Consider the following 15,202-nt stretch of genomic DNA (forward strand, 5'->3'; position numbering starts at 1 on the left):
CAGAGTAAATCCCAAACCTGTTAAATCCAGCAATAACAGGACTTACGCAAAACTCGACTCTAAACTCACTTATAGTGTAGGCTTCGTTAATAAAGCACCTTACTACTACAAGTAGAGTTACTGCGTAAGTCCTGTTGATGAAAAAAAGCTTTTACCTAGGAGTTAGTATTTTTACCCTATGCTGGCTCCTTTCATGTTTTCCAGCATTACTCCCTGAAAATTTACCACCAACTGCTGTGATAATGCTAGGAGCAACGCTTCTCATGGCAGTTTTTTGGATTGCTGAAACTATCCCGATTGCCGCCACCTCGATAATTCCCTTGGGTTTATTTCCCTTTTTAGGAATTGTTTCTGCTGAAGAGGTTGCTTCCGCCTATGCTTCTGATGTAGTATTGTTATTGATGGCAGTTTTTTTTATTGCTAAAGCGGTTGAAAAATATAACCTACATCAGCGGATTGCTTTCCACATTATTAGCGTTGTTGGTACCAAACCGACCAGGTTAATTTTGGGGTTTATGCTAGCAACAGCAGTATTGTCGATGTGGATATCGAATACAGCTATCACCTTGATGATGCTGCCAATAGCTATCTCTATTATCGAACAAACGGCTCTTGCTAATCCCAATATTGATGTAGGGAAAACTCTGGGAACTTCCCTAATGCTTGGAATTGCCTACGCTGCTAATATTGGTGGGATTGGAACCCCGATCGGGACTCCACCTAACCTGATATTTCTGGCACAATTAAAAGAAAACTTTCCAGACAATACCGCCATTACGTTTTTTCAATGGATGATGGTGGGAGTGCCAGCTGTTTTGATATTTATATTGTTAACTTGGATCTATTTAACTAAAATAATAGTCAAGCTTGATAATAACAGTTTATCCTCAGACTATTTTAATATTTCAGACAAAGAAGTCCAGAAACTGGAGAAAATGTCTCAGGGAGAAAAATACGTTGCTATTTTATTTGGGTTAATGGCATTGTTGTGGATTTTTCGGGCAGATATCACCATCGGTTCCTTTACATTAACGGGTTGGGCAACCTATCTGGGCGTGGCTAACTTTGTTCATGATACCAGTGTGGCTGCCCTAATTGCTGTGATCATGTTTATAGTTCCTGTAAAAACAGAGACGGGGGATAAAATTAACCTCCTAGACTGGGAAACCGCTGTCAAAATTCCTTGGGGAATATTGCTGCTATTTGGTGGTGGAATTGCAATTTCTAAAGGGTTTGCTGCGTCAGGGTTGTCTCAATTCCTAGGGTATAATTTACAAATTGGATTGCAGGGACTTTCAACGGTTTTGATGGTGGTTTGCATCTGTGTATTTATGACCTTTTTGACAGAAGTGACCTCGAATACAGCAACCACAGCTCTGATTATGCCTATTTTAGCTACTGCTGCACCGATTATAAATGTATCACCTGCTTTGTTGATGTGGCCCGCAGCAATTTCTGCTTCCTTCTCGTTTATGCTGCCAGTCGCAACTGCTCCCAATGCCATTGTTTACTCTCAAGAGTATTTCCCAATTTATACCATGGCTAAGGTAGGATTAGTTTTAAATATCGTGGGGGTAATTCTAGTAAGTTTGTTGATGAATTTTGTAGCTATCCCCATGTTGGGGTGACTAGAAGTTACAAGTTGAAGGTTAGAAGGTTGAAAGTTGGAAGGTTGTTCGCGTAGCGTGGCCTTTTGGCCAAGGTTGGAAGGTTGTTCGCGTAGCGTGGCCTTTTGGCCAAGGTTGGAAGGTTGTTCGCGTAGCGTGGCCTTTTGGCCAAGGTTGGAAGGTTGTTCGCGTAGCGTGGCCTTTTGGCCAAGGTTGGAAGGTTGTTCGCGTAGCGTGGCCTTTTGGCCAAGGTTGGAAGGTTGAAGGTAAAACAAGAAACGGCATCAATGGTAACACGGGATGGAGTGCGGCTGGATGCGGATATCTACCGTCCCGATAGCGCCGGTGAGTGTCCGGTGTTGCTGATGCGGCAACCCTATGGCAGAGCGATCGCATCTACGGTAGTCTATGCTCATCCCACTTGGTATGCTGCCCAGGGTTACATTGTAGTGATTCAAGATGTCAGGGGGAGGGGCACTTCAGAGGGTAAGTTTGATTTGTTTGCCCACGAAGTAGAAGATGGCTTTGATAGTGTGAACTGGGCAGCAACTTTACCCGGTAGCACTGGGGATGTGGGCATGTATGGCTTTTCCTATCAGGGGATGACTCAACTGTACGCTGCTGCCAGCTATCCCAGCGCTCTGAAAACGATCTGTCCAGCGATGATTGGCTATGATTTATATGGCGATTGGGCCTATGAGGGAGGAGCGTTTTGTTTACAAGCTAATCTGGGTTGGGGGATACAATTAGCAACAGAAACGGCACGATTGCGGTCAGATCAGCAAGCCTATCAACTGCTGTATGCAGCATCTCGGAATTTACCCCTGTATGACCCAATTCCCGCTCGCCCTCAAATTCTCCAAGACTTAGCACCAGACTCTTTTTATCACGACTGGTTAGACCATCCTCACCCAGATGAATACTGGCAAAAACTATCTCCCAAGGGAATGATGCAGGATGTAGACATGCCCATGTTACACATTGGGGGATGGTTTGACCCATTTTTGCGAGGGACACTTCATTTATATAAGGATATGGCATCTCATGGCAGTTCGCCCCAGCATCTGATCATTGGACCTTGGGCGCACCTGCCTTGGGGGCGTAAAGTGGGAGCAGTGGATTACGGTCCCCAGGCGAATAGTCCGGTTGATGCCTTGCAAGTGCGTTGGTTTGACCAGTTCCTAAAGGGAATTGATACCAACGTGGTTGAGCAACCGCCTGTTTGTCTATTTGAGATGGGAACTAATCGGTGGCGTTATTTTGATCGTTGGCCTGATGGCAATCAAAAATCTTATTATCTGGTAACTTCCGGTTTAGCCAGTGTCAGGGAAGATTCTGGAAAATTAGTCCCAGAAGAGTCTCAAGAAATGCAACAGCGATCGCAGACAGAGGGAGTATCCCAAATCCAGCATACCTGTGATCTATCCTGTGACTTATTAGTTCATGACCCTTGGCGTCCAGTTCCAGCAATGGGGGGTCATGCAGGGATGCCAGTCGGTTCATGCGATCGCACTGCCATAGATTGTCGCACAGATGTTTTAACCTACACCTCTGAACCCTTAGCAGAAGATTTACATTTGGTAGGGGATGTCGTATTTGAGGTGTTTTGCACCGCTGATACTCCGAGTTTTGATATCTGTGCAGTGTTGTCAGAAGTCCATCCCGATGGCAGGGTAACCCATGTCACTCAGGGATATAGACGGGTCAATCCTGGGGACAATACTACTAATCCGTGGCGGATTAGATTGCAGGCAACTTGTGTGCGTATTGCCAAAGGAAATCAGTTGCGCTTGAGCTTAAGTGGGGCTTGTTTTCCGGCTTATCCAGTCAATTCCGGCACCGGGGCTTTCCCTAGTGAAAGTCGATTGATGGATGCTCAGATTATTACTTTGAAGGTGAGTTGTGGAGAGGATTATCCAACTCGTGTTTTATTACCTATTTTTAGGTCTGACCAACAATGAGCGCCATTATAAGTAAGCGCTATAGCTGACAGGTCCCCAAAGCAGCAACTAACTGCTGGAAATGATCCAGTGTATGAGTTGCCATAACTGAGATCCGAATTCGACTGGTAGGCACTGTAGGAGGACGAATAGCAGGGGCAAAGATACCAGCTGCTTTCAAGGTTTCGCCAACAGTAAGAGCCTCAGTAGCACTATTTATGGAAATGCACAGGATAGGCGACTCAGAAGGCAAACAGTTGAGATTAGGCAACTGCTGAGTAATTAACTGTTTGAGAGTCTCTACATTATTCCTCAGTTGAGCGCACCGTTCTGGTTCTTGTTGGACAATTTGGATTGCTGCCAATGCTGCTGCTGTATCTGCTGGAGATAAGGCAGTGGTGTAAATCCAGCTAGGAGAACGATTTCGGAGGAAATCAATTAAAACCGCTGAACCCGCAACATACCCTCCCAAACTCCCCAAAGCTTTACTGAGGGTGCCCACTTGAATAATCGTTTCTCCAGTACAGCCAAAATGTTCGACACACCCAGCGCCTGTAGCGCCCAAAACTCCGGTAGCATGGGCTTCATCCACCAGAAGCATACAATTAAATTGGTTTGCTAACCCTAATAGCTCAGGCAAGGGGCATAAATCACCATCCATGCTAAAGACGCTATCAGTAACAATTAAGCAGCGCCGGTACTGTTGTCGGTATTCAATCAGTTTACCCTGCAAAGAAGCCATATTGCAGTGCTCATAATCGATTACCTGGGCACCGCTCAAAATTGCCCCATTTTTGAGGCTGGAGTGGTTGTATTGATCCCCTAGGATTAAATCCCGTTTCCCTACTAACGCTGCAATCGTGCCTATATTCGCTAAATACCCAGAGCTATAGACTATCGCATCTTCAGTTTGTTTGAGAGATGCGATCGCATTTTCCAATTGTCTATGCAGTTCCCGGTGTCCAGTGAGTAATCTCGAACCAGTGCTACCAGTACCATAGTCCTTAGTAGCACTAACTGCGGCTGCAATTAAGGGAGGTGAGCCCGCCAGTCCCAGATAGTCATTACTAGCAAAGTTAATCACCTCTCGCCCTTCCAGTTGCACCACAGCACCAGGCATACTTTGTACAGTTTGTACAGAACGATACCAACTGGCTTTCTCAATCGTGGCCAGGGATGGCTTTAGCCAAGCATAAGGGTCAGTAGGCATTATTTGTGCTAATCATCTTTTTTCGCCTTCACCCCAACTAACTCTGGATTACTATCCAAAGAACCGTATAGGATATTTCCCCTCTTGTTGTCTTGTTTATAGAAAACTAGTCGTTGCTCCAGTCGTTGCAGCTGCCGTTGAGCTGCTTGTGGATTCTTCGAATAATACTTCTTGAGGTCAATCTTAAAGTGGCGATTAATCTCTGACCATGGGATGTCCCAAAGTTGGTCACCACAAAGTACCTCCAATTCCCATCCTTCAATATCAGTGTCTTTGATGTCTAGCTCAACTTCCCTGGGTTCAACCTCAATCAGCTTGCACTTCTCCATTTTGTTAGGGGAGCAGCTACTGAGTAATGTTACTCCCACACTGAGCAACAAGACAATGATAAACAGTTTTTGATTAAAAAAAGATTTTTGGTAATTTTTCACGTCTGGTACTAAACTAATCACGATCCTAATGGTATTGACTCATTTATCCCCAATTAAATTATAGATTGCAGTTGGTGATGAATTGCCAGAACTGTTAACTCTCCATCCCTATCAAAAGGTAGTTGACACAATAATATTTTTTTGCTACGAAATAGTCTAAATTCACCAGGTAGAGTAGCTACGTAAGTCCTGAAAATGAACTATGTTTCAATTCTGGATTAGTCAATTACCAGATTGTATATCAAACTAGATATAGAAAATAATCACTGGTCAGTAGAAAAAATTAGATAGTTCATTCAATTGAGTGATAATGAGAGTAGCAACGAGATCCAAAAAACTAGGGATAGGAAGTAACAACTGACCAATAACCTGACCAATCACAAGGAAACATTCCTTGAAAATTACTCTTTATGAATCATGAGCAAGATAAAACTACCGTTAGCACCGCCAATCTTAGGAATTACATTAGCAATTGTCAGCTTTAGTAGCAGTATTGCCTTGCCACGTATTTCAACAGCTAATACTAACAATTCCCGGTTGGATTCAGCTCAACGTTCCCCAACAGCAGAAGTGGCTCACAACCACCGAGAGCAAGAGCTAAGGACTTCAAGAACTTCACAGCCATTACCCATCAGTCTAGCTTGGATGCCACCAGATGTACCGGAACGAGGCGTACCCGGTAAACGAAAAGCAGCCGCAAGGCGTGGGCGATGTCCACAAGTCAAAGAACCTTTGACTGCCTTGGTCCCTGCTACTACCACCATTGCCAGTGAGGGTCAAATTTCATTGACCGTAGGTCACGCTACGCGAACAGAATCGGTTTTCGGCTTAACCGTTGTTTCTCATCCCACCTTCTGGTTTTATGTTCCCTATGCCCTGACACCGGACTTGCCTTTGGAGTTTGTGCTACAAGATGAAAACCATAACGAAATCTACTGGACTAAATTTGTTGCCTCATCATCCTCACCAAGTGTAGTAGGCATCGAACTTCCATCAACAGTCGCCTCCCTTGAGGTTGGTAAACAGTATCGTTGGTACTTTGTGGTTCAATGTGAGCCACTGGGGTCTCCTGTAGTGACAGGGTGGGTAAAACGGATGTCACTCAACCCATCCCTCAAAAATCAGTTAGACCAAGGGACATTAGAACAGAAAGCGATTATCTATGCCAGATCAGGGCTGTGGTATGATACCCTTAATGCTCTAGCTAAGCTACGTCAGCAAAATTCTGACAATGACCTGCTAATCAAGGATTGGGTGAAATTATTGCAGTCTGTTGACTTAGATGCGATCGCGCTTGCACCCCTTCTGGAATTTTAAGATCAAGTCCGTCTAATTCCATTACCAGCACTCGAGTGGGTCATTTACCGTTATTGGTCATTGGTCGAGCCTGCTGTGTATTTTAAGGATGCAAGCATCCAAGCCTTATTTCAGTTCCGGATGAGTTGTACTCTCTTGAGAAACACCCATGTGATTAATAGTAGCGAGTAGCTGGTAAAGACGGCTAACATCTCGTCGATTGAAGTAGAAAACCAGACGGGGAAGTTCAGCAGTTTCATCAGGTAGTTCTTCTGGTAAAACCTGACTTTTCTCAATCCGTCCCTGAACCAAGATATCGCTAAAATCCTGATTTAGCTGTTCAACCTCAGGATCTGACAACTCAGATTTGAGGCGAATGACGAATTGATCTCTGACATAGCGGCTAGAGTGATAAACCCGGTAAAACCGATTAATTGTTTCGTAAGCCACATCTAAGTTATCTGTGATGGTATAGAGACTGGAATCCTCTGGACTGATCAAACCCCGTTGCATGAGGTGCTTTTGAATATAAGCATCCCAATCTTTCCAGTAGGTGCCACCAGGTTTATCAATCAGTACTAAAGGAGTTGGTTCTAATCGTCCTGTTTGACAAAGGGTTAAAGACTCAAAGGCTTCATCCTGAGTACCAAAGCCACCAGGAAATAAGGTAAGCGCATCAGTTTCCTTGATAAAAAATAGCTTGCGAGTGAAAAAATACTTGAACTCAATCAGCTTGGGATCCCCTGCAATAAACGAATTTGCGTCGTTCTCAAACGGTAGTTGAATATTCAGACCAAACGAATGCTTAGAGCCAGCACCTTTGTTTCCTGCCTCCATAATGCCAGGACCAGCACCAGTCATTACCATAAATCCCTGCTGGGTTAAATGATGAGCAAATTCAGCTGCCAGCTGATATTCAGGAGTATTTGGAGCAAGGCGCGATGAACCGAAAATGGTAACTTTCCGGACATGACGATAGGGATAAAAAACTTGAAATGCCCGCTCCATATCTTCTAGAGAAGCGGTGATTATTTTCCAATCTAGACGGTCAATTTCTTCCCCAGTTAGTCGCACTAGCACTGCAAGAGACCGTTTGATCAATTTACGATTTTCCAGATTAGGTAGCTGGTCAATCAGTGTTGCTAAATCGTTTGACAGTGACTTGAAGCCATCCGCAGAAGGAGATAGAGTCATATCGTATCCAGTTGACTACTTATCATTAAAGGTTTTTCATCAATTTAAAATTGAAAATTAAAAATTGTCAATAGTCAAGGAGCCATTAACAATTAACAATTAACAATTAACGATTTTCCTGAATACGAAGTGATTAAGCGGACTCAAGATTATTCCACCGACTTATCACGAACGCCTTTAAAAATCCGAGAGAGTTCGCTTTTTTCATCGACGGGAATACGAGTGGGAGAACCACTGATAATTCGTTCGTAATTGCGGAAGGAATCCTTAATTTCTGGTCCATCCTTACTAATAGTGTACTCTCTGATCCCTGTATCATGCCAAGAGCCACGCATCTTAAACACATTGATAGCACGGGACATTTCACCACGAATTTCCACATACTGTAACATTATAATTGTGTCAGTAATTGTGGAAATATGGGAATCGGTAATGGAGTCAGAGCCCAGAAATTTATCGGTGGTATTGGTAAAAAAGCCAGTTATTTCTTCTTGCTTGGCATAGCCCGTCACACCAATCACAAACTGCCGAAAGGCATTGTTGCTGACTCCCCGTGCTAAAGCAGAAAGAGAGTCGATGGCAATCCGAGAGGGCTTAAATTCAGCAATTTCTGTTTTAATCCGTTGTAAGTGGTCTTCTAAGCCCGCTGATTCTGGATAAGAACAAAGAATTTTTAATAAACCCTTTTGTTCCATTTCCTCAAAATTAATGCCCCAAGACGATGCATTACGAGATAGCTGAGCCCGAGATTCTTCATAAGCAAACAGGATGGCGCGATCACCTTGTATGCAAGCATTTTCGATAAACTTGCTCACTAACAAGGTTTTGCCAGTACCTGTGGCACCCGTTGCCAGGATAATGGAATCCTTGAAGAAACCACCACCACACATCACATCAAGAGTTTTGATTCCCGAAGACACTCTGGCCATGGAAGACCGTTGAGTCAGTCGCATTGCTCCTAAGGGGAAGATGTTGATCCCTTGATCGGTAATAGTAAAGGGGTATTCTCCTTTCATATGGGTGGTACCCCGCAGCTTGAGAATTTCTATAGTGCGGCGTCGGCGTTCCCCTTCCAGGACATTACGGACAATGACCACATTATCTGAGACAAACTCTTCCACCCCGAATCTAGCTACTGGTCCATACTCTTCAACTCGCTCTGTGGTCATAATGGTGGTTACACCAATGTTTTTCAGGCGTGCCACTAGGCGAAAAATTTCTCGCCGTACCACCGAAGCAGCATCGTACTGCTGAAAGATGGCAGTGATTGAGTCAATGGAAACTCGCTTGGCTTTGTATTTGTGAATGGCGTACTGAATACGCTCGATCAGAGCAGACAGGTCGAAGTTGCCGACAATGTCCTGTCCTTCTGGATCCGGGGAAGCATCCAGAATAAATAGCTTGCCTTCATTAACTAGTTTATTTAGCTCCCAACCAAAGCTCGATGCATTTTTGGTGATATCTGTGGGTGATTCTTCAAATGTAACAAACACACCAGCTTCATCAAAATTGCTAATGCCGTTGTAAAGAAATTGAACGGCTAATAGAGTTTTTCCCGTGCCAGACGTTCCACTGACCAGGGTGGTTCTACCAGATGGTAAACCGCCATGAGAGATCTCATCGAATCCTTCGATCATTGTCCGTATTTTCTGGACACCGACCGTTGTTACTGAGTTTTGATATTGTTCATTTTGATTCAATTGATTCATATTGGTCGTAAGTAAATGTTCTTAATCAAAAAAAAAAGTTTAGTTTAATGGTGTTGCTGACTTGCTAAATTTTCACGCTTTAATCTAAAATGGTATAATCTATTTAGAAATCCAAATCTCCTTCACGGAGTTCTTCATAGAGCAAATCTAAGCCGATCAAGACTTTTTCCCGATCCGAGAGGTCCCCAATGATTTTTCGCACAGGAGGCGGTAAAACTTTTGCCAAGGTTGGTGTTGCCAAAATTTTATCTTCCTCAGCTAGTTGGGGGCTCTTAAGAACATCAATTACTTTGAGAGCGTAAACCCCTTGGAATTCCTGTTCGAGAATAGTTTTCAGTGTTCTCAAAGCCCTGACGGAGTTGGGGGTGTTCCCAGCTACATAAAGCTTGAGAACATAGGTTTTTTTATAGGAACTCATAGGCTCGTAAGTTTAGGAGAAGATGGGTTAAAGGTCAATACAAGGGATCAAGGAACTCAAGGAAACGGTTTTTTAGGAGAGCCTCCCATCAAGCTTACTACTCAATGTTGATCCGATTCTGCTGATCTTACAGTTCTCTGGGGATGGAACGGCGATACATTTCACCTAAGTGAGCAATCACGTCGATTAACGTCAGGCGATAGTCAAGCAGTATATCCTCTCTACGGCCTTCCAGCTGCAACTGTTTGGAAAATTCATCCATCAGTTCCATATGAATTTCTACAATCTTAGATATAGAAATATCCGCAAAAAACACTTGTTCTACAAAATGATCAATGTCTTGGTTTAGGGTATCTCCCGGTGCAAAGTACTGTAGAACAATTTGACGATACTCTGATCTTAAGTGTTCTAACAGCTCATCCCTGTCGTTGAGAGATAGATTACGAAAAAAAAGCCGAGGATTTCTCTTGTAGTACACACCAAGGTATCCAAGTCTTTCCCTGAGCTTTTCAGCTAACCGATGCTGCTGCTTACTCAAGAAACTGTAATTAGCTACTGCGAGGGTAGGATAAACCGGGTCAGATGACCTGGGTAAGTTACAGGCGGGAGCCAGGGACAAAAACCCGGTGATCGCCTTTTGGATGAAATCGCCAATTTCAGGTAATTGGTGAATACTAAGTTCGACTTCTGCCGGATGGAACAGATAAGCCCTGGATCTGGTGGTGAATTTATGGGTCGTCTGGTTAGAGCCGAGCTGTTGATTTCTGTCAACCCTAGGGGGAATTTCTGGGGAGTCCGACCGCAAAAATACTGCAGGTAAGGTGGTTCCTTGCAGGTACAAGTACTGGATCACCTGGGGAAGTGTGTCGGTATCCTGCAATACCAAACAATCAAGATCCTGTTTATGTTGCTCAACCACCTCGAAAAACTCAGATTCTGAGCTAGTAGAGTGTACAATATATTGCTCGCTACCCAAAACCTGAGAAAGGGATTGAGCTAGGGCATCAGAACTGATCAGCGTACATATGGTTAGTTGGGAAAGCAACACAACAGGTCCCGAATATCAAACTGGTTACTCTTACTATATAAGAGTGCTTAAACCAGTAAGATTTTAACATTTTTTTTAACAATGGGCTTAATATAAATTAAATTAAATTGAAACAGTCTGATAATTGAAATTAATTTTGATTTCGCGCCTCACTATATCCCCAGTGTTGAGCAGTATATTGAAAAGTACTTGCTCTTCAAGCATTAGGGGATAGTCTAGCCCTGTTGGGCTTGAGTGAATTCCTTTGTTGCTACTTTAGGAGGATGTGTTGCTACTGTAGCGCTCAACCGCTGTTGAAGCTAGATTGGTTATGTCCATGCCTACTCCCAGTATCCAAAAATTTGCCCAGCTAGTTCCTGTTTGTCAAAGGACCTCTGAGTTGGCTACTCTGCTAGATATTTTTAATGGTTCAAGGCATGACTCGATTGTGGTAGTCAGCGAACACCAATATCCTGTGGGAGTAGTGAAGCTAAGGCAGATCATGCCTCACCTGCTCTCCTTAGCTAAGGTATGTAGCTCAGGAACAACAATGACAACTGGTTTTCTTCACAAACCACTATCTTGGCTAGAGCCAAACATCATTGAACCCATAACCATCCTACCAGGTAAGCTGAGTCTAAACCAATTCTGGTACTACCTACAAGACCATGGAAGTAGGGAGGGGGGGTTAGGGGAGTTGGGCAGCAACTGGGATAGAGAATTTAACCAATTCCCCATCCGAGATCAGGAACACTGGGCATTAGTAGATGGGGACCAGAAATTTATCGGACTCCTTAACAGTTGGCTGCTGTTAAAATCATTAGCATCCACATTCACCCAACAACGTTCTGAATCGATAGTAAAGCGTACTCAACCCAAGGGACTGAACCCTAATCCCCTCAGGACTCACCACCCAGACTATCGATTAACAGCCAAGAGTTCTTGGGTCAATTCCCTAGGATTATCATCTCGAATCAACTCAGGACTGAAAACTCAGGAGGAAGCCCTAACTAAAACTCCCCAGTTCAAGGGCATTAACCCATTAGTCCAACTGTTAGAACAACTGCCATTACCCCTAAGCATACAAACCTCGACGGGAAAAGTTTTAGCCGAGAATCTGACCTGGCGTGAGCAGATTGAGACATCATCCCAGGGGAATCCGGGAAATAGTAGCACCACAGGCACTAAGAATAGTACCTCTGCCCAGAAAAACCCTGGAGCTAGGGAAAAGATACCCTACCGTTCTTCTTACAATCGTCTGTTATCCAATGATGTCTCCAGGGAAGTCAGTAAGGAAGGTTTGAAGCAATCGATGGAAGAGCCCTTGACATCAGACTTCCAGTGGCGTCAGCCTGATACCCAGAATTCCCCAACCTTTCATGACCAATCTGCTCCGACCTCTCCAGGACAATGGCCATTATCTGTGGGCAATGTTTCTGACCAGGGAGACAAAACCTCTGAACAAGCTGCGCTTGGGCAATACTGTGCTCTTGATACTCCCTATCAAGCAGCAACCACTATTCACGAGCGCGTGCTGCTCTTTTCATCACCAGTCAAGAAAACCAGGGGAAACCATACCCCCTGCCAGGAAACCGCTGCGCCAACTGATCCAACTCTTTCAAACAGCCAGGAGCGGGTATTCTCGTTTGTCAAAATTCCTCTGTCACCTGCTATCGCTGCTCTTTGGGAAGGAGGACTAGAAACTGACAGTTGCGAGCCTAAGGTCGCTTTTGACTATTCGAGATCTCCAATCTCTAGGTCTGAGTCACCCAACTCTAAATTATACCTAGTCTTGGCTCAAGATACCACAGAGCAACGACTCTTTGCCCAAGAACTGGCAGCGAAAAATGCTGATTTAGTGCAACTCAACCGACTCAAAGATGAGTTTTTAGCTTGCATTAGCCACGAACTGAAAACACCTATAACTGCGATTTTGGGTTTGTCAACTTTGTTGAAAGACCAAGCCCTAGGGGAACTCAATCAACGTCAATCCCGTTATGCGCAGTTAATTTATCAGAGTGGACGTAAGCTAATGGCTGTGGTCAACGATATTCTGGATTTGACCCGTATGGAGACTGGTCAGCTGAAACTTACCGTCGAACCGGTGCAAATTCGGACTGTATGCGATCGCGCTTATGACCAAGCTCGCTCTGAGATAGACTCAAAACACTCCGAGGACAACAATCGAGATTATCCCACAAAATTCACCCTAGAGATTGAACCGGGTTTAGAAATGCTGATTGCTGACGAGTTGCGCTTACGGCAAATGTTGGTGCATCTGTTTTCTAATGCCCTTAAGTTTACCGATGGCAGTGGTGAAATTGGTCTGAAGGTCAATTGGTGGCAAGGTTGGATTGCTTTCACGGTCTGGGACACTGGCATTGGTATTCCCGCTGATAAACAGCACTTGATCTTTCAGAAATTCCAACAGCTGGAAAAGCCTCTCACTCGTAGCTTTGAGGGGACGGGTCTGGGATTAGTCTTAACACAACATCTAGCTCACTTGCATGGTGGAGATGTCTCGTTTATTTCCAAGGCAGGGGTCGGTAGTCAGTTTACCTTACTCTTCCCCCCTTGTCCTCCCCAGGCTTCCTCTGATCAATTGGACAATTGGGATGAGCAACTATCAGGGATTGCCCCGACGGCAACTTCTCACCCCCCATCTTCGACGCCCAACCGTTTAGTGTTAATTGTGGAAGCTGTACCTCGTTACCTGGAAGGATTGACGGAACAGCTCAAGAGTTTAGGCTATTGGGTAGTGGTTGCCCGCTCTGGTACGGAAGCAATCGAAAAAGCCCGTCGTTTACAACCCTATGCTATCTTACTCAATCCCCTACTACCAAAACTTTCTGGTTGGGATGTCCTAACACTGCTAAAGTCCGATGCCCAAACTAATCACATTCCGGTTTTGGTAACAGCAACCCAGGCTGAAAAACAGCAGGCAACCCACAACAAAGCTGATGGTTTCTTAAGTTTGCCGGTACAAGAGGAAGCATTACGAGAAAACCTTTCTCGTCTGGCTAAAGACGAGAGTAATACCAGTAGTGTGCTAACGATTCTCTATCTCAATCCTGGTGATGGACGAAAAGGCTATTCTGTAGAATCTTACCAGAACCCTGACTCGTCTGAACTGACTTATGAGTTAACTTCACTATTGAGTCTAGAACACTTAGACCTCAATTATCGGGTACTCGAAGCCGATGATTTCGATCAAGCTGAGTTATTGAGCCGGGTTTGGAATCCAGATGTGATTGTATTAAATGGTGCTCGACTGATAGACCCTTTCATCTACTTGAATCAGTTTTCATCATATCCTGGCTTGAGTAGTTTACCACTAGTAACCCTGGATCACCAAACTACAGAAGCAGCTAATCAAGTAACTGGTCTTTCGGTCTATCCCTGTTTAGCACCAAATAATCAACAAAAGATGGCTGCCATACTGCAAGTCATTCAAGTGGCAGCTGGAATCAGTTGCAAGCCTACCATTTTAGTGATGGACACGGGGGAGCAGAGGACAAAGTTTAGGGGTAATCCGTTACAGGTTAACAGATTGAACGTTGAATCGTCTGACTTATCCTACGGGTTGTCAATGGCTGGAAAATCATCAACATCTTGGCTACAGGCACTGATTCAATACTTACAAACTGCTGGTTATTGCAGCTTACTCGCCTGTTCTTGGGCAGAAGTATACCGTCAAATTCAGGGAAAAAGTGTGGACTTGCTGCTGATTCGATTAACAGATCTCACTAATCCTTCAGAACATTCAAAAGGATTGATAACTCTTGCTCAATTGCCAGAGCAACCACCCATTCTGGTTTTGGATCATCGATTAGACCCTAAGCAGCACGATCCAGTAATCCAGAGTAGTAACAGTAGTAACTTGAATTCTCAGTTGGAGTTGCTGCTTGAGAAAATTGCTACTCAGATTGTACACTGGAATTCTCAGTCAATGACCCAGTTATTGAAACAGATTAAGCAGGTCATGAACCCAACCCTTTAAAGGAGTGGGATGCAAGTCGGTCATATTATCTGACACCGTGATTATCCATCCAGTCTTGGAGACACTTGTTGCGAACAAAGCCAGCCGTGGGGATCATCTAGTCAATTATGGCAAACTGTTTTGTTAACCTCCCTCTTTTGCATTCAAGTACAAACAAAAGCAATTCCTAACTATCTGATCATGATAGTTTACCATAAGGATGCCCTGCGCCCAATGTGTTGGTTGGTCGCAATTCATCCCACCGCAAATCAACGATTATGGCGTGAGCCTTCTTTCGAAATTAAAGCTAATATGGATAAGACAGCTCCTATCCACCCAAAGTTATTTGGATTTTGATCACGTTTCCCTTAGCATTTATAGTTAATCACAG

11 protein-coding genes are annotated in these 15,202 nt (G+C 44.2%); 4 read left to right on the forward strand and 7 right to left on the reverse strand.

All coding sequences use genetic code 11. The features are described 5' to 3' along the window. The first annotated feature begins 137 nt into the window (after positions 1 to 137). Positions 138 to 1,628, forward strand: coding sequence for an SLC13 family permease (locus tag F6K53_RS17415; protein WP_293068569.1), 1,491 nt, complete (start codon positions 138 to 140; stop codon positions 1,626 to 1,628). Positions 1,629 to 1,635: 7 nt separating this feature from the next. Here the strand turns inward: F6K53_RS17415 and F6K53_RS17420 are convergent, their stop codons facing one another. Continuing rightward, positions 1,636 to 1,857: a hypothetical protein gene (locus F6K53_RS17420; RefSeq protein WP_293068566.1), complete on the reverse strand. Its 222-nt coding sequence runs from the start codon at positions 1,855 to 1,857 to the stop codon at positions 1,636 to 1,638. Between the two features lie 37 nt (positions 1,858 to 1,894). Here F6K53_RS17420 and F6K53_RS17425 point away from each other — a divergent pair, with 37 nt between their 5' ends. Then, positions 1,895 to 3,568 (forward strand): CocE/NonD family hydrolase, encoded by a 1,674-nt coding sequence (locus tag F6K53_RS17425; RefSeq protein WP_293068606.1) that lies wholly within the window; start codon positions 1,895 to 1,897, stop codon positions 3,566 to 3,568. A gap of 19 nt (positions 3,569 to 3,587) precedes the next feature. On the opposite strand, the gene bioF is transcribed toward F6K53_RS17425, so the two are convergent. Both bioF and F6K53_RS17435 read right to left on the reverse strand, forming a co-directional pair. Beyond that, positions 3,588 to 4,757 (reverse strand): 8-amino-7-oxononanoate synthase, encoded by a 1,170-nt coding sequence (gene bioF, locus F6K53_RS17430; RefSeq protein ID WP_293068563.1) that lies wholly within the window; start codon positions 4,755 to 4,757, stop codon positions 3,588 to 3,590. A gap of 8 nt (positions 4,758 to 4,765) precedes the next feature. Next, on the reverse strand, positions 4,766 to 5,209 hold the full coding sequence (locus F6K53_RS17435; RefSeq protein WP_293020574.1) for a hypothetical protein: 444 nt from the start codon (positions 5,207 to 5,209) through the stop codon (positions 4,766 to 4,768). 396 nt (positions 5,210 to 5,605) lie between these two features. Here F6K53_RS17435 and F6K53_RS17440 point away from each other — a divergent pair, with 396 nt between their 5' ends. Beyond that, positions 5,606 to 6,505, forward strand: coding sequence for a DUF928 domain-containing protein (locus F6K53_RS17440; protein WP_293058143.1), 900 nt, complete (start codon positions 5,606 to 5,608; stop codon positions 6,503 to 6,505). A 105-nt stretch (positions 6,506 to 6,610) separates the two neighbouring features. Here F6K53_RS17440 and F6K53_RS17445 read toward each other — a convergent pair whose 3' ends face one another. The 4 genes from F6K53_RS17445 to F6K53_RS17460 all read right to left on the reverse strand — a co-directional run bounded on the left by F6K53_RS17445 (position 6,611) and on the right by F6K53_RS17460 (position 10,853). Beyond that, complete coding sequence (locus F6K53_RS17445) at positions 6,611 to 7,678, reverse strand: LOG family protein (protein ID WP_075904972.1); 1,068 nt, start codon at positions 7,676 to 7,678, stop codon at positions 6,611 to 6,613. Positions 7,679 to 7,827: 149 nt separating this feature from the next. Continuing rightward, positions 7,828 to 9,387: a circadian clock protein KaiC gene (kaiC, locus tag F6K53_RS17450; RefSeq protein ID WP_143727893.1), complete on the reverse strand. Its 1,560-nt coding sequence runs from the start codon at positions 9,385 to 9,387 to the stop codon at positions 7,828 to 7,830. 103 nt (positions 9,388 to 9,490) lie between these two features. Continuing rightward, positions 9,491 to 9,805 carry a circadian clock protein KaiB gene (kaiB, locus tag F6K53_RS17455; protein ID WP_008182352.1) on the reverse strand — a complete coding sequence of 105 codons (315 nt, stop codon included), beginning with the start codon at positions 9,803 to 9,805 and terminating at the stop codon, positions 9,491 to 9,493. A gap of 127 nt (positions 9,806 to 9,932) precedes the next feature. After that, a complete protein-coding gene (locus tag F6K53_RS17460; RefSeq protein WP_081431403.1) occupies positions 9,933 to 10,853 on the reverse strand; it encodes a circadian clock protein KaiA in 921 nt (306 codons plus the stop codon). Positions 10,854 to 11,169: 316 nt separating this feature from the next. Between F6K53_RS17460 and F6K53_RS17465 the strand changes: the two genes are divergently transcribed. After that, entirely contained in the window at positions 11,170 to 14,832 is a 3,663-nt protein-coding gene (locus F6K53_RS17465) for an ATP-binding protein (protein WP_293068553.1), read from the forward strand. Positions 14,833 to 15,202 lie beyond the last annotated feature (370 nt).

Source organism: Moorena sp. SIO4A1, assembly GCF_010672065.1.
Taxonomy (GTDB): Bacteria; Cyanobacteriota; Cyanobacteriia; order Cyanobacteriales; family Coleofasciculaceae; genus Moorena.